15 protein-coding genes are annotated in these 17,941 nt (G+C 68.4%); 10 read left to right on the top strand and 5 right to left on the bottom strand.

The window, feature by feature from the left end:
- Positions 1–131: 131 nt before the first annotated feature.
- The 4 genes from ASD28_RS16155 to ASD28_RS16170 form a co-directional block, all read right to left on the bottom strand.
- Complete coding sequence (locus ASD28_RS16155) at positions 132–545, bottom strand: hypothetical protein (RefSeq protein ID WP_056129976.1); 414 nt, start codon at positions 543–545, stop codon at positions 132–134.
- A gap of 94 nt (positions 546–639) precedes the next feature.
- Positions 640–1,917, bottom strand: coding sequence for an NRAMP family divalent metal transporter (locus tag ASD28_RS16160; protein WP_056129979.1), 1,278 nt, complete (start codon positions 1,915–1,917; stop codon positions 640–642).
- A gap of 16 nt (positions 1,918–1,933) precedes the next feature.
- Positions 1,934–3,235: a glutamate-1-semialdehyde 2,1-aminomutase gene (gene hemL, locus ASD28_RS16165; RefSeq protein ID WP_056129981.1), complete on the bottom strand. Its 1,302-nt coding sequence runs from the start codon at positions 3,233–3,235 to the stop codon at positions 1,934–1,936.
- 39 nt (positions 3,236–3,274) lie between these two features.
- Complete coding sequence (locus tag ASD28_RS16170; RefSeq protein WP_056129983.1) at positions 3,275–4,096, bottom strand: hydroxymethylpyrimidine/phosphomethylpyrimidine kinase; 822 nt, start codon at positions 4,094–4,096, stop codon at positions 3,275–3,277.
- 94 nt (positions 4,097–4,190) lie between these two features.
- Here ASD28_RS16170 and ASD28_RS16175 point away from each other — a divergent pair, with 94 nt between their 5' ends.
- The 6 genes from ASD28_RS16175 to ASD28_RS16200 all read left to right on the top strand — a co-directional run bounded on the left by ASD28_RS16175 (position 4,191) and on the right by ASD28_RS16200 (position 13,665).
- Complete coding sequence (locus tag ASD28_RS16175) at positions 4,191–4,343, top strand: rubredoxin (protein ID WP_029755924.1); 153 nt, start codon at positions 4,191–4,193, stop codon at positions 4,341–4,343.
- 174 nt (positions 4,344–4,517) lie between these two features.
- On the top strand, positions 4,518–4,919 hold the full coding sequence (locus ASD28_RS16180) for a PleD family two-component system response regulator (protein WP_056129984.1): 402 nt from the start codon (positions 4,518–4,520) through the stop codon (positions 4,917–4,919).
- A 22-nt stretch (positions 4,920–4,941) separates the two neighbouring features.
- On the top strand, positions 4,942–5,310 hold the full coding sequence (locus ASD28_RS16185; protein ID WP_036235745.1) for a PleD family two-component system response regulator: 369 nt from the start codon (positions 4,942–4,944) through the stop codon (positions 5,308–5,310).
- A gap of 1 nt (position 5,311) precedes the next feature.
- The gene (locus ASD28_RS16190; RefSeq protein ID WP_056129988.1) at positions 5,312–5,827 is read left to right on the top strand and encodes a chemotaxis protein CheW; all 516 of its coding nucleotides are present in this window, start codon (positions 5,312–5,314) and stop codon (positions 5,825–5,827) included.
- Between the two features lie 34 nt (positions 5,828–5,861).
- The gene (locus tag ASD28_RS16195) at positions 5,862–8,201 is read left to right on the top strand and encodes a methyl-accepting chemotaxis protein (RefSeq protein WP_056129990.1); all 2,340 of its coding nucleotides are present in this window, start codon (positions 5,862–5,864) and stop codon (positions 8,199–8,201) included.
- 19 nt (positions 8,202–8,220) lie between these two features.
- Positions 8,221–13,665, top strand: a complete 5,445-nt coding sequence (locus tag ASD28_RS16200) for an Hpt domain-containing protein (protein WP_056129994.1) — start codon at positions 8,221–8,223, stop codon at positions 13,663–13,665.
- An 89-nt stretch (positions 13,666–13,754) separates the two neighbouring features.
- Here ASD28_RS16200 and ASD28_RS16205 read toward each other — a convergent pair whose 3' ends face one another.
- Positions 13,755–15,203 carry a deoxyribodipyrimidine photo-lyase gene (locus ASD28_RS16205; protein WP_056129997.1) on the bottom strand — a complete coding sequence of 483 codons (1,449 nt, stop codon included), beginning with the start codon at positions 15,201–15,203 and terminating at the stop codon, positions 13,755–13,757.
- 221 nt (positions 15,204–15,424) lie between these two features.
- Between ASD28_RS16205 and ASD28_RS16210 the strand changes: the two genes are divergently transcribed.
- From ASD28_RS16210 to ASD28_RS16225, 4 genes are read left to right on the top strand one after another with little or no spacing between them, the layout of a single operon-like run.
- Positions 15,425–16,039 carry a YqgE/AlgH family protein gene (locus ASD28_RS16210; RefSeq protein ID WP_229412081.1) on the top strand — a complete coding sequence of 205 codons (615 nt, stop codon included), beginning with the start codon at positions 15,425–15,427 and terminating at the stop codon, positions 16,037–16,039.
- Positions 16,040–16,072: 33 nt separating this feature from the next.
- Entirely contained in the window at positions 16,073–16,468 is a 396-nt protein-coding gene (gene ruvX / locus ASD28_RS16215) for a Holliday junction resolvase RuvX (protein WP_056130004.1), read from the top strand.
- Complete coding sequence (gene pyrR / locus ASD28_RS16220) at positions 16,452–16,979, top strand: bifunctional pyr operon transcriptional regulator/uracil phosphoribosyltransferase PyrR (RefSeq protein ID WP_056130006.1); 528 nt, start codon at positions 16,452–16,454, stop codon at positions 16,977–16,979. The genes ruvX and pyrR overlap by 17 nt, the downstream gene beginning before the upstream one ends.
- A complete protein-coding gene (locus ASD28_RS16225; RefSeq protein WP_036235592.1) occupies positions 16,972–17,937 on the top strand; it encodes an aspartate carbamoyltransferase catalytic subunit in 966 nt (321 codons plus the stop codon). Before pyrR ends, ASD28_RS16225 begins: the two co-directional genes overlap by 8 nt.
- Positions 17,938–17,941: the final 4 nt, after the last annotated feature.

The following is a 17,941-nucleotide window of genomic DNA, read 5'->3' on the forward strand; positions in this document are numbered from 1 at the left end:
CGGCGAACAGCGCGCTTGCCGCGATCAGTACGGCGCAGGAACAGGGAATAATGCGGCGGATGATACGCACAGCCATGTCGTTGCCTCTCTCCGGTTTTGTTATCCGGAAAGTATAACCGGAGAGCGGCCCGTTATTGCTTGAGATTCAGGAACAGATTCGCGGCGAACGCGAGGATGGCCACCGATGCGATGATTTCCGCGATCACCAGGGCCGGCGCGAAAGCCATATGACCCAGCAGCAGCATGGAGAGCGCGACCATCATCACGGGCAATGCGAGGTTCAGCAGCCAGAAGTGCAGGCGCGCGAGACGGCTTTCGCCCGCCTTCGGGAACACGCTGTAGATCAGGCCGGCGAGGGCCATCGTCGTCCAGCCCAGCAGGTTGACGTGGGCGTGCACGGGGCGCAGGGTGAAGTTCTGGCTGGCGCCCATGGCGATGCCCAGCGAGATCCCGAAGATGAGGTAGAGGACGGCGAGCTTGATCCAGATGATGCCGGCGTGCGAGAACTGCGGTTGCGGCAGCGGATTGACGGTCGTGGTTTGCATGGTGCGGCTCCTGATGGATGGTCGATGTGGAACGCATCGTACATACGGTCGTCGCGCCGGTGCAGCCCCACGCGTGGGGGAGACGATCAACCCGTCACATCGTTGCAAACATGGCCACGACGGCCACCAGCATCACCGCCACGCCGATCCAGCCGATCACGGTATGGCGCGTCGACAAGGTGTAGCCGCCCATGATCTTGCGGTTATGCGCGAGCAGCATCATGACGGCCATGATCGGCACGGCGATGACGCCGTTGATCTGCGCGGACAGCACCAGCGCCGCGATCGGGTCGACCGGGGCGAAGTCGAGCGCGACGCCGCCCAGCGTGGCCAGCGCGATGATGCCGTAGAACTCGCGCGCCTCGACGACCTTCAGGTCCATGCCGTTGCGCCAGCGGAAGCTCTCGGTGACGGCATACGCGGCCGACCCGGCCAGCACGGGCACGGCCAGCATGCCCGTGCCGATGATGCCCAGCGCGAACGCGAGGAACGCGAACTCGCCCGCCACCGGGCGCAGCGCTTCGGCCGCCTGGGCCGACGACTGGATGTCCGTAATGCCGTGCGCGCCCAGCGTGACCGCCGTCGTCAGCATGATGAAGAAGGCGACGAGGTTGGAAAAGCCCATGCCGATCAAGGTGTCCGACTTGATGCGCCTGAGTTGCGCGGCGGCGTCGCGCGGGCGCGTGCGCAGGGCGCGCGTGTGGTGGTCGTTGCGGATCTCCTCGACTTCCTGCGACGCCTGCCAGAAGAAGAGGTAGGGGCTGATCGTCGTGCCGAACACGGCGACGATGAGGGCGACGGCATCCTTCGTGAAGGTGAAATGGGGCCACACGGTGCGCGCGAAGACTTCCGTCCACGGCATGTGCACGGCGAAGGCCGTCGCGACGTAGGCCAGCAGGCCCAGGGTCAGCCATTTCAGGTAGCGCACGTAGGCGGCATACGGCAAAAAGACCTGCAGCGCGAGGCACAGCAGGCCGAAGCCGAGCGCATACAGGTGGCTGGAGCCGGTGCCCGTCACGAGGCGCAGCGCCTCGCCCATCGCGGCGATGTCGGCCGCGATGTTGATGACGTTCGCGACGAGCAGCAGCGCGACGATGGCGTACAGCAGCCAGGGCGGATACGCGCGGCGGATGTTGGCCGCGAGCCCGCGCCCCGTCACGCGCCCGATGCGCGCCGACACCAGCTGGATGCCGACCATGAACGGGTAGGTCAGCACGAGCGTCCACAGCGTGTTAAAGCCGAATTGCGCGCCGGCCTGCGAATACGTCGCGATGCCGGACGGGTCGTCGTCGGCCGCGCCCGTGATCAGGCCGGGGCCGAGCGATTTCAGCGTGGCGTTGTCGGTGAGGCGGCGGAACAGCTTCAGCGGCATGTCGGGCCGGGCGCGATCACGCCAGGCGGGCAAACACGCGGCGGGCCGCTGCGACCGTCTCGGCGATCACGGCATCGTCGTGCGTGGCCGAGACGAAGCCTGCTTCGAACATCGCGGGCGCGAAGTACACGCCTTCGTCCAGCATGCCGTGGAAGAAGCGGTTGAAGCGCTCCTTGTCGCCGGCCATCATCTGGCCGTAGCTGGACGGGATCGTGTCGGCGAAATACAGGCCGAACATGCCGCCGACGCTGTCCGCGCAGAACGCGATACCGGCTTCCTGCGCGGCGGCCGTCAGGCCGTCGACCAGCTTCTTCGTCTGCGCCGTCAGGTGCTCGTAGAAGCCCGGCTGCTGGATCAGCTTCAGGGTCGTCATGCCGGCGGCGACGGCGACCGGGTTGCCGGACAGCGTGCCCGCCTGGTAGACGGGGCCGATCGGCGCCATCTTCTGCATCAGGTCAGCGCGGCCGCCGAACGCGGCGACCGGCATGCCGCCGCCGATCACTTTGCCGAGCGCGGTCAGGTCCGGCACGATGCCGTACAGCGCCTGCGCGCCGCCGATGCCGACGCGGAAGCCCGACATCACTTCGTCGAAGATCAGCACGGTGCCGTATTCCGTGCACAGTTCGCGCATGCGCTGCAGGAATTCCGGCGTCGCGCGGATCAGGTTCATGTTGCCGGCCACGGCTTCCACGATCACGCAGGCGATGGTGTCGCCCATCGACTGGAACGCGTCTTCCAGCTGCGGGATGTTGTTGTAGTCGAGGACGATGGTGTGCTTGACGAAGTCTTCCGGCACGCCGGCCGACGTCGGGTTGCCGAACGTGAGCAGGCCCGAACCGGCTTTGACCAGCAGGGAATCGGCGTGGCCGTGGTAGCAGCCTTCGAACTTGACGATCTTGTCGCGGCCCGTGGCGCCGCGTGCGAGGCGCAGCGCGCTCATCGTCGCTTCCGTGCCGGACGAGACGAGGCGCACCTGTTCGATCGACGGCACGAGGCGGCAGATTTCCTCGGCGATCTCGATCTCGCCCTCGGTCGGCGCGCCGAACGACAGGCCGCGCGCGGCCGCGTCCTGCACGGCCTTCACGACGTCCGGATGGGTGTGGCCGACGATGGCCGGGCCCCAGGAGCCGATGTAGTCGATGTAGCGCTTGCCGTCCGCGTCCCAGAAATACGGCCCCTCGGCCCGCGTGATGAAGCGCGGCGTGCCGCCGACGGAGCGGAAGGCGCGCACGGGCGAGTTCACGCCGCCCGGCGTGGTCTGCTGGGCGCGGGCGAACAGGATGTCGTTTTTCGAAGTGGTGTCGGACGTAGCGGTCATGGTTGTCTGGATGAATCCCGGGCGCAGGCGCCGGCGGGGTTAGCAGGCCGCGCCGGGAGCGCGGAAGATCTTGTTCGGAATCAGCCGGCCCATGCCGAAGCGGCAGGCGTTGGCGAGGGTGCCGGTGAGGTAGTCCTGGGCGCCGGGCAGGGCGTCCGCCGCATCGGCACCGCGCGCCATCCGCGCCACCAAAGCGGCCGACAGCGTGTTGCCGGCGCCGACGAACGGACCGGGCAGGAGCTGGGCCCAGGGCAAGGCGGTGGCCAGGCCGTCCGGCTCGTACAACTCGTTGCAGCGGCTGCCGTCGCCGCCGCCGACGCCCGTCACGAGCACGTGGCCGCAGCCGAGGCCCGTCAGCTCCGCCGCGTCCTCGGCGACGGTGGCGATGCTGCCCGGGTCGCGCCAGCAGTCGGCCAGGCGCGCCAGTTCCGGCTGCGACAGCATGAACACGCTGGCCTGCGGCACGAGCAGTTGATGAATAAGGGTCAGCATGTCATCGTCGCGCGGGCCGCAATCGGGCAGCGACGACGTAAACGGGTCGAGCACGAGCGGCACGTCGGCATAGTCGGACACGATCTCCGCCACCGCCGCGATCTGCTCCAGGCTGGCCAGGGTGCCGACCTTGATGGCGGCCACCGGCATGTCCTCGAGCAGCATGCGCGCCTGTTCCACGACGAGCGAGTGGTCGGTCGGCTGGATGTCGTCCACGCGCGCGGAATCCGCCACGAGCAGGCCCGTCACGACCGAGAGGGCGTGGCAGCCATGCATGGCGAAGACGGTCACGTCGGACTGGATGCCCAGCGCCCCGACCGGGTCGGCGGGCCCGAACGTGAGGATGAGTGGAGACGTTTGGTTTTGCACAGCGGGTAGAATACTATACCTTTCCCCCCCATTTTATCTGAACCGAAAAGAGGAAATCGAAGTGAGTACTGAAACACAGGTGTACCAGACGTGGATGTGCCTGATCTGCGGCTGGGTCTACGACGAAGCCGCCGGCGCACCGGACGACGGCATTGCGCCGGGCACCCGCTGGGCCGACGTGCCCATGAACTGGACGTGCCCGGAATGCGGCGCGCGCAAGGACGACTTCGAAATGACCGCGATCTGAGCGGCTCAGTGCTATCGATATTTGTCGGTTCATCAACGAGAAATAACGTCCCGCCAATGTTTCGTGTCATCCAGTCAATGAGTCGTCCTACGGCAAGTTGACGTATCGCAACACTTCATGCACAAGCCGCAGCCCCTATGCTATCTTGCGGGTTCATGCTGAAGTGAAACGAATATGACGACGCAACCGACAGGCCTGACGATCATGGTGATCGACGACAGCAGCACGATCCGTCGGTCCGCCGAAATCTTCCTGACGCAGGCCGGCTACCGCGTGGTGCTGGCCGAAGACGGCTTCGACGCGCTGGCCAAGATCAACGACCATCATCCGTCCCTGGTGTTCTGCGACATCCTGATGCCGCGCCTGGACGGCTACCAGACCTGCGCGCTGATCAAGAAGAGCGCGAAATTCCATGCCACGCCGGTCATCATGCTGTCCTCCAAGGACGGCCTGTTCGACCGTGCGCGCGGCGCGATGGTGGGCTCGAGCGCCTACCTGACCAAACCTTTTTCCAAGGACAGCCTGCTGGCGGCCGTGCGCGACCATGCGCAGGGCCGGACCGACGCGGCTGCCTGATTCCAACGTTGCGGAGCCCACCGTGGCCATACAAAAAATCCTGATCGTCGACGATTCCCCGACCGAACGTTACTACCTGACCGACATCCTCGTGCGCAACGGCTTCACCGTCACCACCGCCGACAACGGCGAGGAGGCGCTCGCCAAGATCCGCGCCGAGCGACCGGAACTGATCCTGATGGACGTGGTGATGCCCGGCGCGAACGGCTTCCAGGTGACGCGCTCGATCGCACGCGATCCGGAGCTGGCGTCCGTCCCCGTCATCATCTGCAGCAGCAAGAACCAGGAAACCGACCGCATCTGGGGCATGCGCCAGGGCGCGAAGGATTATTTCGTCAAGCCCGTCGATCCGGCGAAGCTGCTGGCCACGATCGCCACGCTCGGCGCCTGAGATGGACGTCAGCGACGCCGCCGGACAGAAGGGCGCGGCCAGGCGCGCGCGCCTGCGCCAGTACCAGGAACAGCTGCTCGAGCGCATGCAGGCCGCGCGCACGAGCAGCGGCGCGCGCGCGCACCAGCTGGGCGTGGAGATCGGCGGCGTGCGCTACCTGCTCGACCTCGTCGAAGCGGGCGAGATCGTGCCGCTGCCGCCGCTGGCCGCCGTGCCGCTCACGCAGCCGTGGTATCTCGGCCTCGCGAACGTGCGCGGCAACCTGCTGGGCGTCGTCGACCTGGCGCGCTATCTCGATGCGGAGGCGGCGCCAACGTCCGGCACGCGGCTCGTGACGTTCGGCCCCGCCCTCGGTTTTCCGTGCGCGCTGCTGGTGGCGAAGGTCGTCGGCCTGCGCCACGCGGGCGACATGCAACCTGCCGACGGCCGCCTGCGCGACGCCGACGGCCAGGAATGGACGCCGCTGTCGCTCGCCGCCCTCGCGCGCGCGGACCGCTTCCTGCAAGTGGCACGCTAATCATTTAAAAAACAGGTTCTGTACTGGAGCTGGCATGGGATTCGTATCCAAACTGTCGATGAATTTCTTCCCCAAGGACGGGGGCGGCGACGCGCAGGCGTCCGGCACGGTGCTGGCGTCGCCCGACACGCAGTTCGGCCCCGGCACGGTGCCCGCCGGCCCGGTCAGCGGCAAGGCGCCGACGGGTTCCGCCGATGACGCCGCGCTGCGCCTCGGCCAGCTCGCCCGGCGCAAGCGCCGCCATGCGGAGGAAGCTGCCAGTGGAACGGGCGGCGACGACGACCTGCGCCTGCCGCTCATCGGCCATCTGTCCCTGCCGCGCCAGCTGCGCATCCTGCTCGTCGCCTTCGGCATCGGCATCCTGCTCACGCTGCTGTCGCTGTGGCGCAATGCCGGCAGCGGCGCGATCGCCAGCGGCCAGACCCAGATCGCCAGCGAAGCGCTGATGCACTCGCAGCGCGTGGGCAAGGCCGCGCCGAATGCGATGCAAGGCGTGCCGGACGCGTTCACGCAGCTGCAGGACAGCCGCATCGCCCTGGGGCACGACCTCGACCTGCTGGCCCGCGGCGGCGACTTCAACGGCAATGCGATTCCCGCGTCGACGGGCGACCTGGCCGCGCAGCTGGCCGCCGTGCGCAAGAAGTGGAACGTGTCCGACGCGGCCGCCGCCAGCATCCTCAAGATGAAGCCGGAGCTGGTCGCCTTCGACAAGAACCTGAAGCAGCTCGACGTGCTGGCGCCGGACATGCTGGCGCTGACCGAAGACATCCTCACCGAACGCACGGCGCGCGGCGGCAGCGCGCGCGAACTGGCGGCGCTGGGCCGCATGATGATGCTGACGCAGCGCCTGTCGCGCAGCGCCAGCGAATTCCTCACGTCGGGCGGCATCCGTCCCGAGACCGCGTTCCAGATGGGCCGCGACACGACCACGTTCCGCGCCACCGTCGACGGCCTGCTGAACGGCAGCGCCGCGCTGGGCCTGGCCGCGCTGCGCGACCCGGCGCTGCGCGCCAAGCTGGAAGAAGTGCAGTCGAAATTCGACATCTGCCAGAAGCTGATCTCCACCTTCCTCGACAAACTGTCCGACATGACGGCCGCCAAGGCCGCCGAGCAGACGATCTTCCGCGACAACGAGACGCTGCGCCGCCAGCTGACCGGCCTGCAGGCGTCGTACCGCGCCGGCGAGGGCAGCACGGGTATGTGGCTGTGGGTGCTCGTGGCGGCATCGATCTTCACCCTCGTCACGGCGGGCAGCATCTCGCGCGTGATGCTGCAGGATTCGCGCAACCGCACCCGCGGCGCCGACGCCCGCCGCCAGGAAGCGGAGGCGATGCACCTGCTGGCCCAGGCCAAGGAAGAGGAAGCCAAGGCCACCAACGACCAGAACCAGGCCGCGATCCTGCGCCTGATGAACGAATTGCAGGAAGTGGCGGACGGCGACCTGACGGTCTATGCCACCGTCTCGGAAGACATCACGGGCGCCATCGCCGACTCCGTCAACTACACGGTGGAAGAACTGCGCGGCCTCGTCGTGCGCGTGATCGATACGGCGGAAAAGGTGACGCAGGCGTCGAACGATGCGCAGCAGGTGTCGAGCCGGCTGCTCGTCGCGGCGGGCCAGCAGGCGCGCGAGATCCAGGATACGTCGGCCACGATGCTGCGCATGGCCGGCGAGATCACGGACGTGTCCAGCTCCGCGAAGGAGTCGGCCGAGGTGGCGCGCCAGTCGGTGGCGGCGGCGGAGCAGGGCGCGACGGCGGTGCAGAACGCCATCCGCGGCATGGGCGAGATCCGCGAGCAGATCCAGGAGACCTCCAAGCGCATCAAGCGCCTGGGCGAATCGTCGCAGGAGATCGGCGAGATCACCGAACTCATTTCCGACATCACGGAACAGACCAACGTGCTGGCGCTGAACGCCGCCATCCAGGCCGCGTCGGCCGGCGAGGCGGGGCGCGGCTTCTCGGTCGTGGCGGAAGAGGTGCAGCGGCTGGCGGAACGGTCGGCCGAAGCGGCCAAGCAGATCGGCGCGCTGGTGCGCACCATCCAGACCGACACGCACGACGCCGTGGCGGCGATGGAAAAGTCGACGCAGGGCGTCGTCGAGGGCGCGCGCACGACCGACGCGGCCGGCGCGGCGCTGGCCGACATCTCGCGCGTGTCGAACCGCCTGGCGGAGCTGATCCAGGGGATGGCGGTCGCCGCGGGCTTGCAGGCGACGTCCGCGAACGGCGTGGCGCATAATATGCAGCACATCCTCGCGATCACCGAACAGGCACAGGGCGGCACGCAGCAGACCGCGCAGTCGATCCGGCAGCTGGCGGAGCTCGCGCAGGAACTGAAGAATTCGGTGTCGCGCTTCCGCGTCGCCGCCTGAGCATCTCACTTTTGCCCACATGACCCAGTTTTCGCACGCGTCTTCCGCACCGCCTTTCGACACCGGCCCCCTGTCCTGGGTCATCGGTGAAATCCGCGACGCCCTCGGGCGTTCCGCCAAGGCGTTGCAGGATGCGGCCGGCCGCACGCCGGAAGCGCAGCCCACGCTGCTGCTGCATGCCAAGTCGCACCTGCACCAGGCCCACGGGGCCCTGCAGATGGTCGACGTCGCCGGCGTCGAACGCCTGAGCGAGGCGGCCGAACAGGTCATCGACCGCTTCAAGGACGGTACCCTGGCGCTCGACCCCGAGCGGGCCGGCGCCGTGGGCGAGGCGTACCGGGCGCTCGTCGAATACCTGGAAGAGCTGCTGGAAGGCGCGGCGCCGCAACCCGTGCGCCTGTTCCCGTACTACCGCGCGCTGCAGGAACTGCTGGGCGTGGAACGCGTCCACCCGGGCCAGATGCTCGTGCTGGACCTTGCGCCGGCCTTGCTGCCGGGCGGCGGCGCCGGCCCGACGCCGGACTACGCCGCGACCCGCGCCGCATTCGAGAAGGCGCTGCTGCTGTTCCTGCGCAGCCAGGATGTCGACGCCCAGCGCGGCCAGGCGGCCGCCATGCGCGATGCATTGGCGAGCGTCGTCCACGGCCAGCCGCAGGCGGAGGCCCACGCGTTCTGGCTGGCGCTGCAGGCCGTCGCCGACCTCGTCGCGAACGGCCAGGTGGCGCCCGACCTGTACGTGAAGCAGCTGTTCGGCCAGATCAACCTGCAACTGCGCCGCGCGGTACAGGGACATACCGAACTGCCGGAAGCGCTGCTGCGCGACGCGCTGTTCTTCATCTCGGCCGCGCCCGAACCTACCCTTGATGCGCGCCAGCTGCGCGACGCGTACCACGTCGGCGGCCAGGTGCCGGCCGATTACCTGGAACGCCGCTACGGCAAGGTCGATCCGGAGCTGCTGAAGGATGCCAAGGAAGCGCTGATCGAGACCAAGCAGGGCTGGGACCGCGTCGCCACGGAAGGCGGCGACGTGCTCGATGGTGGCTTCAACGACGCGCTGGCGAAGCTGGCGGGCGCCAGCGAGAAGCTGGGCGCACCGCAGCTCGCGCACCTGCTGCGCGAACTGGGGCAGGCCGCCAGCGAATCGATGGCGGGCGGCCGCAGCGACCAGTTCAGCCTCGAGATGGCCGAGGCCATGCTGTTCGTCGAGCATGGCCTGGACCAGGTGCGCCAGTTGCCCGAGGACTTCGGCCAGCATGCGGAAGCCGTCGGCCAGCGCCTGCTCGCGCTGGCGCACGGCGCGACCCCGCCGGACGCGCCGGTGTGGCACGGCGAGATGGCGCGCGAGCTGCAGCAGGGCCAGACCGTCGCGGTGCTGGCGGGCGAGATCCGCACGGGCCTGCGCCAGGTCGAGAAACTCATCGACGACTACTACGAAGACGCGGCACGCATCGCGGCCCTGGAACAGGTCGATCCACTGCTGCACCAGCTGCAGGGTGCGCTGGCCATCCTCGACCAGGAGCAGGCCACGCAGGCCGTCGACCACGTGCGCGCCCAGGTGCGCACGCTGATCGAGACGCCGCCGGATGCCGCGGCGCGCGGCGCCGTGCTGGACAACCTGGCCCGCAACATCGGCGCGCTCGGCTTCTTCACCGACGCGCTGGCGCAGAACGTCGACGGCGCGCGCCGGCGCTACCGCTTCGATGCGGCGGCGGGCCTGTTCCACGAGCTGCCGCTCGAAGCACCGGCACCTTCGGAGCCGCAGCCCGTGCCGGTGGCGGCACCGGACGCCCTCGACGCCGAACTGCTGGAGATCTTCATCGGCGAGGCCCGCGAAGTGCTGGACGTCGTCGGCACCGCATTGCCGGCCGCCGAAGCGAATCCGGCCGACCAGGACACGCTCACGCGCCTGCGCCGCGGCTTCCACACGCTCAAGGGCAGCAGCCGCATGGTGAACCTCGAACAGTTCGCCGCGGCGGCGGCGGCCATCGAGAAGGTCATGAACTTGTGGCTGGCCGAGGCGCGCGCCGCCACGCCGGACCTGCTGGCACTGCTCGCGCAGGCGCATGCGGAGCTGGGCGCGTGGGTCGATGAACTCGCGGCCGGCGGATCGCAGCGCGATGGCGCGGCGCTCGTGCAGGCAGCCCGGCGCGTTCAGGACGGTGGGCCGTTTGCGCCGGCGGAAGCGCCGGCGTCGCTCGTGTCGACGCCGGAGGTGCCGGCGGTCGATGCACCGGCCGAGCTGGCACCGGAAACGGTCGGCGCGCTCGATGCCGTGCCCGCCGCATCCGAGCCGTCACCGGAACCGGTCGAACCCGCCGCCGGCTTCGAGGTCGCGCCCGACGAGGCGCCCGCGCCGCTCCCGGCCCTGTCCACGGACGAGCTGCCGGACAACGTGCTCGCATTCCCCGTGTCGGAAGCGAACGTGCGGCACGTGGGCGACCTGGAGATTCCGCTCCCGCTGTACAACATCTACCTCGGCGAGACCGAGGAACTGGTGCGCACGCTGGCCGACGACTTCGCCGGCTGGCGCGCGGAACCGCTGCGCGCCGTGTCCGCGCAGGCCCTGAAGGCGGCGCACACGCTGGGCGGCACGTCGGCCACCGTCGGCTTCAACGCGCTGCGCGAACTGGCCGTGGCGCTGGAAGAAGCGCTGCAGGTCGCCGTTCCGCCGCTGGACGGCGCCCAGTTCGACCTGCTGGACGAGACGGTCGAGCGCGTGCGCATCATGCTGCAGGTGTTCGCGCTGGGCGAACTGGCGCCCGCGCAGCCGGAACTGCTGGCGCGCCTGGAAGCGCTGCGCGATGCGCTGGGCCGCCAGCGCGCCGACGCCGTCATCGCCGACGCCGAGCCGGAACTGGCGCAGCGCCTGGACGCGCTGTTCGCCGCCACGTATGCGAGCATCCTTGCCGATCCGCCGCTCGCCACCGGCACGCCGTCGCTGCCCGCCAGCACGGAACTGGCGCCGCGCGCGCCGGCACCGCGCCTGGACGATCCGGCCGTGAGTGCCGTCGACGATCTGTTCGATGCGTACTTCGACGATCCGTTCGCCGCGCCCACGCTGGAGCAGGCCGAACCCGCGCCCGCACCGGTCGAAGCGGACGAGGTCATCGACATCGATGCGTTGTTCGACATCCCGGTGCCCCTACCCGAACCCGAGCCCGAACCCGAACCCGAACCCGAGCCCGAACCCGAACCCGAACCCGAGGCGCAGCCGGACCCCGTCGCCGAGCCGGAAGCGGACGCGGTGCTGGCCGCGGAGCCGGTATTCGTCGACGACCTCGACGCGGACCTGCTGCCCGTCTTCATGGAAGAAGCGGCGGACCTGCTGCCGCAGATCGGCAACGGCCTGCGCCAGTGGCAGCAGAACCCGGCCGACGCGGCCGTCGCGCAAGGCCTGCTGCGCGCCCTGCACACGGTGAAGGGCAGCGCGCGCATGGCCGGCGCGATGCGCCTCGGCCAGCACACGCACGCGTTGGAAACCCAGATCGAGAACATGCTGCACGCCGGGACGACGAACCCGGCCGCGTTCGACGAACTGCTGGCCAACTACGACCAGGCGCAACTGCTGTTCGAGCAGTTGCAGCAGCCGGCAGCGCCGGTGCTCCAACCCGCTGCGGCACCGGAACCCGCGGCGCTGCCGGCAGCGCCCGCGGACGAGCAGGCCGCGCGCGCGCCGCTCGTGCGCGTGCGCGCCGACATCCTCGACCGCCTCGTCAACCAGGCCGGCGAGGTGTCGATCACGCGCTCGAAGCTGGAGACGCAGGTCGGCACGCTGAAGGGCATGCTGGCCGAATTCTCCGACAACCTCGCCAACCTGCGGCGCCAGCTGCGCGAAGTGGAGATGCAGGCGGAATCGCAGATCGCGTCGCGCCTGTCGATCGCGGGCGAGCGCGAATTCGACCCGCTCGAATTCGACCGCTTCACGCGCCTGCAGGAACTCACGCGCATGATGGCCGAGAGCGTGAACGACGTCGGTTCGTTCCACGACGGCCTCGCGCGCACGGTGGAAACGGCGGCCGACGACCTGGCCGCGCAGTCGCGCCTCACGCGGGAGCTGCAGCGCGACCTGATGCGGGTGCGGATGGTGCCGTTCGCGAGCCTGTCCGAGCGCCTGTTCCGCGTCGCCCGCCAGACCGCCAAGGAAATGGACAAGCGCGTCAACCTGGACATCCGCGGCGGCGGCGTCGAGATCGACCGCAGCGTGCTGGAACGCATGGCAGCGCCGTTCGAACACCTGCTGCGCAACGCCATCGTGCACGGCATCGAGCCGCGCGAGCAGCGCCTGGCCGCCGGCAAGCCGGAGACGGGCGAACTGCTCGTGCAGGTGAGCCAGCAGGGCAACGAAGTCGAGATCCGCTTCGCCGACGACGGCGCAGGCCTCGACCTGGGCCGCATCCGCGCCAAGGCGGCATCGCTCGGACTGTTGGCCGACGGCGAGGACGTGTCCGACCAGGACGCGGCCGAGCTGGTGTTCGAGCCGGGCTTCTCGACGGCGGACACGCTGACGGAACTGGCCGGCCGCGGCGTCGGCATGGACGTCGTGCGCTCGGAAGCGCGCGCGCTGGGCGGCCGCGTCGACGTCGAGACGACGCCGGGCCGCGGCGCCGCCTTCGTCATCCACCTGCCGCTCACGCTGGCCGTCACGCAGGTCGTGCTGGTCGCCAGCGGCCCGCGCACGCATGCGCTGCCGGCCGTGCTGGTCGAGCAGGTGCTGCAGGTGCGCGAGGCGGAGCTCGATGCGGCCTTCGCCGCGGGGGCGATCAACGTCCACGGCGAGAGCGTCCCGCTGCATTACCTGCCCGCGCTGCTGCACGAACCCGGCGGCGCCGGTGGCCAGCGCTCGTCGTCGGTGCTGGTCCTCAGGAGCGGCAACACGCGCGTCGCCGTACGGGTGGACGAGGTGCTGGGCAACCGCGAGGTCGTCATCAAGAACATCGGGCCGCAGCTGGCGCGCATGCCGGGCATCGCCGGCGCCACGGTGCTCGGTTCGGGCGAGATCGTGCTGATCCTCGACCCGGTGCAGCTGGCGGGACAGGGCGCGCGCCCCGGCCGTGCCGTGGAGATGCCGGCACCGGCGCCGGCCGCGCGCATCGCGACCATCATGGTCGTGGACGATTCGCTCACCGTGCGCAAGGTCACCCAGCGCCTGCTGGAGCGCGAAGGCTATCGCGTGCTGCTGGCCAAGGACGGCGTCGATGCGCTCGAGCAGATGCAGGAGACGCGTCCGGACCTGATGCTGGTCGATATCGAGATGCCGCGCATGGACGGCTTCGACCTCACGCGCCACGTGCGCGGAGACGCTGCCACGGCGGCGCTGCCGATCATCATGATCACGTCGCGCACGGCGGACAAGCACCGCAACGTGGCGCTGGGGCTCGGGGTCGATGCGTATTTCGGGAAGCCGTACCAGGAAGATGCGTTGCTGGCGGCGATTACGGGATTGCTCGAAACTCGTAACACATGAACGTCGCCCCCGCGGAGGCGGGGGCCCAATTTGCACGCGTTCCGGCCGCGCATGCAGAACTTGGATCCCCGCCTCCGCGGGGATGACGTTTACATGTCGCGTATCGCCTTGAAGCGCGCGAGTGTTTTCTCTCTCGCTGCTTCGTGGTCCACCACCGGCACCGGATAATCCTTCCCGAGCACGACGCCGGCCTCCTGTAAAACCTCCGGCTTCGCCAGCCACGGCGCATGAATGGCCACCCCGTTCAGCCCTGCAAGCTGCGGCAGGTACTGCCGGATGAACGCCCCGTCCGGATCGAACCGCTTCGACTGCGTGACGGGATTGAAGATGCGGAACCACGGCTGCGCATCGCACCCCGTCGACGCCGCCCATTGCCAGCCGCCGTTGTTCGACGCCAGTTCGTAATCGTTCAGCTTCAGCGCGAACCACCGTTCGCCGCGGCGCCAATCGATGCCGAGGTCCTTGGTCAGGAAGCTGGCCGTCACCATGCGCAGGCGGTTGTGCATGAAACCCGTGCGTTCCAGCTGCAGCATCGCGGCGTCGACGAGCGGATAGCCCGTGCGGCCCGCGCACCACGCGTCGAACAGCGCGTCCGCCTCCGCACCGTCGTCCCACGCGACGGCGTCGAAGGCGGGCTTGAACGATTGCGTGACGACGCGCGGATGGCGCGCCAGGATCATCATGTAGAACTCGCGCCAGATCAGTTCCGACAGCCACACGGGCGCACCGGCACCGCCGCTGCCGTCGGCGATGCGTTCCTGCAGCAGCGCGATGAGGCGGCGCACGGACAGCGTACCGAAACGCAGGTGGATCGACAGGCGCGACGTGGCGTCCAGCGCCGGGAAGTCCCGGTCGTGGTCGTAGCGCGCGAGACGCTGCCCGAATTGCGCCAGCAGTGCCTCCGCACCCGTCATGCCGGGATGCGCGATGGGTGCGGCGTTCGGAACGAAACCGAGATCGGCCAGCGCGGGCAGGGCCTGGTCCGCGGGCGCCAGCGCGAGCGCGCCCGCGTGCGGGGCCGTCTCGTACGGCCGCAGCGCCTCCGGTTCGCGCGCGAGGCGTTTCAGCCACGCGTTCTTGTACGGCGTGAAGACCGAATAGGGGCCGCCGGCCAGCGTCAATACTTCGTCCTGCTCGAAGATGACCTGGTCCTTGAACGTCTGCAGGCTGCGGCCGGCCGCGCGCAGGGCGCCCTGCACGGCGCGGTCGCGGGCGATGGCCTGCGGCTCGTAATCCCGGTTGGCGAACACGGATTCCGCATCCAGTTCGGCCGCCAGCGCCGGGATCACCTGCGCGGCGCGCCCGTGCCGCACGATGAGGTAACCTCCCATTGCATGCAGGCGCGCATCCAGCTCGCGCACGCTGTCGAGCAGAAATTGAATGCGCCGGTCGTCGGACGGCAGACCGGCCAGGATGTCCGTATCGAACACGAACACGCCAACCACCCGGCGTGAGGAGAGCAGGGCGTGATGTAGCGCGGCATGGTCGTCCACGCGCAAATCGCGCCGGAACCAGACCAGCGAGTTTCTCAGAGTCATCTTCTGTGTGTTGAGTCAATGCAGTCCAGAATTTTACTGTCTACCATCTCTCAGGTTTGCCCCGCCGACCGGCTTCCGTGGCCGGTCGGGCAATTCGGTGTAAACTAGCGAAAAGTCCAGCTTTTCAGCATAGCAATGCCGCGGTAACCCCAGAGAGTGAGCCAACAGAGAGTATGAGCATGAAAAAAAGTAAGGTCGGCAAGCCTCTAACCATGCCCGGGATGCCCCAGGAAGACACGCCTCTCCTCGGCACGTTGAGTGCATCCACGTCCCAGCTGAACCTGGCTAATCATTTCCTGATTGCCATGCCGTCCATGAATGACCCGATCTTCGGCGGTACTGTCGTGTATATCTGCGAGCACAACGAGAAGGGCGTGCTCGGCGTCGTCATCAACAAGCCCACCGACATGACCATGGACGTGCTGTTCGACCGCATCGACCTGAAAGTGGCGGAAGGGCTGCGCGCCAGCGTCGAGGACGAGCCGATCATGTTCGGCGGCCCGGTCCAGGACGACCGCGGCTTCGTGCTGCATTCGCCCGGCGGCCGCTATTCCTCGTCGCTGAGCGTCACCGACGACGTCGCGTTCACGACGTCGATCGACGTGCTGGAAGCCGTCGCCAACGGCACCGGCCCGCACCGCATGCTCGTCTCGATCGGTTATGCAGGGTGGAGTCCGGGCCAGCTGGAAGAAGAGATCGCCCGCAACGGCTGGCTCACGGTGAGCGCCGACGCGCGCGTGCTGTTCGACCTGCCGATCGAGGAGCGCTACAACGCGGCCATCAAGCTGCTGGGGATCGATCCCCTCATGCTGGCTTCCGAGGCCGGCCATGCTTGACGGGCGCTTTACAACCCGGAGTCGACGCAGGTAATGGTCGACATCGTTCTAGGCTTCGACTTCGGCATCAAGCGCATCGGCATCGCCATGGGAAATACGCTGACGGGACAGGCGCAACCGCTGTCCGTCATCAAGGCGGTCGACAATACGACCCGCTTCAAGGTCATCGGCGACCTGATCGAACAATGGCGCCCCGCGCGCCTCGTCGTAGGCGAGCCGCGCCATCCGGACGGCGCGGAGCACGAGATGACCCTGCGCGCGCGCCGCTTCGCGAATCAGCTTAACGGCCGCTTCAACCTGCCCGTCGAACTCGTCGACGAGCGCTACTCGTCGGCCGTCATTCCCGCCAAGCGCGGCGAGATCATCGACGCCAAGGCCGCCGCCATCATTTTGCAACAATACTTTGACGATCATGCCAACTCATATTAACGACGCGGATGGCCTGGATGCCGAGGCCCTGTACCGCGACCTGCTCGCGCAGGTGCGCGCGGGTCTCACGGGCGTGGCGGATGCCGCCATCGTCGGCATCCACTCGGGCGGCGCCTGGCTCGCGGAACGTCTCGCGGCCGACCTGGGCCTGCAATCGCGCCTGGGCTTCATCGACGTCTCGTTCTACCGCGACGACTTTGCCCGCAAGGGCCTGCATCCGGACGTGAAGCCGACCCGGATCGAATTCAACGTCGACGGCGCGACCATCGTGCTCGTCGACGACGTGCTGTACACCGGCCGCACGGTGCGCGCGGCGATCAACGTGCTGTTCGACTACGGCCGTCCGCAGCGTATCATGCTGGCCGCGCTGGCGGACCGCGGCGGCCGCGAACTCCCGGTCGCCGCCGATTTCGTCGGCGCGCACGCACAGCTTGCCCCTGGCCGCTCGCTCGCGCTCGCGCGTGACCCGAACGGTCGACTCTCGCTCACGATCGAAGACGACAATGCATAACCCGCAACTGAACAAGAACGGCGAACTGCAGCACCTCCTTACCATCGAGGGACTGCCCAAGGCCATCATCAACCACATCCTCGACACCGCCTCGAGCTTCGTGAGCATCTCCGACCGCGAGGTCAAGAAGGTGCCGCTGATGCGCGGGAAAAGCGTCTTCAACCTGTTCTTCGAAAACTCGACGCGCACGCGCACGACGTTCGAGATCGCGTCGAAGCGCCTGTCGGCCGACGTCATCAACCTGAACATCGCCGCCTCGTCGACGAGCAAGGGCGAATCGCTGCTGGACACGATCGACAACCTGTCGGCCATGCACGCCGACATGTTCGTCGTGCGCCACGCGCAGTCGGGCGCGCCGTACCTGATCGCCAAGCACCTGAACGACACGCAGCAGAACCACGTGCACGTGGTGAACGCGGGCGACGGCCGCCACGCGCACCCGACGCAGGGCCTGCTCGACATGTACACGATCCGCCACTACAAGAAGGATTTCACGAACTTGCGCGTGGCCATCGTCGGCGACATCCTGCACAGCCGCGTGGCCCGTTCGGACATCCACGCGCTGACGACGCTGGGCGTGCCGGAAGTGCGCGCCATCGGCCCGCACACGCTGCTGCCGGGCGGCCTGGAACAGATGGGCGTGCGCGTGTTCACGAACATGGACGAGGGTCTGAAGGACGTCGACGTGATCATCATGCTGCGCCTGCAGAACGAGCGCATGTCGGGCGCGCTGCTGCCGTCGGCCGGCGAGTATTTCAAGAGCTACGGCCTGACGCCGGAGCGCCTGGCGCTCGCGAAGCCGGACGCCATCGTGATGCACCCGGGCCCGATGAACCGCGGCGTGGAGATCGATTCGGCCGTGGCGGACGGCGCCCAGGCCGTGATCCTGCCCCAGGTCACCTTCGGTATCGCGGTCCGCATGGCCGTCATGAGTATCTTAGCCGGTAGTCACACTTAAATTC

This window comes from Massilia sp. Root133 (genome assembly GCF_001426525.1).
Lineage (GTDB): Bacteria > Pseudomonadota > Gammaproteobacteria > Burkholderiales > Burkholderiaceae_D > Telluria > Telluria orientalis.

Bases quoted from the DNA above. Each gene is read 5' to 3' on its own strand.
- ASD28_RS16200 (WP_056129994.1), top strand. From the start codon at position 8,221: ATGACCCAGTTTTCGCACGCGTCTTCCGCACCGCCTTTCGACACCGGC.
- hemL (WP_056129981.1), bottom strand. From the start codon at position 3,235: ATGACCGCTACGTCCGACACCACTTCGAAAAACGACATCCTGTTCGCC.
- pyrR (WP_056130006.1), top strand. From the start codon at position 16,452: ATGCCAACTCATATTAACGACGCGGATGGCCTGGATGCCGAGGCCCTG.
- ASD28_RS16205 (WP_056129997.1), bottom strand. From the start codon at position 15,203: ATGACTCTGAGAAACTCGCTGGTCTGGTTCCGGCGCGATTTGCGCGTG.
- ASD28_RS16225 (WP_036235592.1), top strand. From the start codon at position 16,972: ATGCATAACCCGCAACTGAACAAGAACGGCGAACTGCAGCACCTCCTT.
- ruvX (WP_056130004.1), top strand. From the start codon at position 16,073: ATGGTCGACATCGTTCTAGGCTTCGACTTCGGCATCAAGCGCATCGGC.
- ASD28_RS16195 (WP_056129990.1), top strand. From the start codon at position 5,862: ATGGGATTCGTATCCAAACTGTCGATGAATTTCTTCCCCAAGGACGGG.
- ASD28_RS16190 (WP_056129988.1), top strand. From the start codon at position 5,312: ATGGACGTCAGCGACGCCGCCGGACAGAAGGGCGCGGCCAGGCGCGCG.
- ASD28_RS16155 (WP_056129976.1), bottom strand. From the start codon at position 545: ATGCAAACCACGACCGTCAATCCGCTGCCGCAACCGCAGTTCTCGCAC.
- ASD28_RS16160 (WP_056129979.1), bottom strand. From the start codon at position 1,917: ATGCCGCTGAAGCTGTTCCGCCGCCTCACCGACAACGCCACGCTGAAA.
- ASD28_RS16180 (WP_056129984.1), top strand. From the start codon at position 4,518: ATGACGACGCAACCGACAGGCCTGACGATCATGGTGATCGACGACAGC.
- ASD28_RS16210 (WP_229412081.1), top strand. From the start codon at position 15,425: ATGCCCCAGGAAGACACGCCTCTCCTCGGCACGTTGAGTGCATCCACG.
- ASD28_RS16175 (WP_029755924.1), top strand. From the start codon at position 4,191: ATGTGCCTGATCTGCGGCTGGGTCTACGACGAAGCCGCCGGCGCACCG.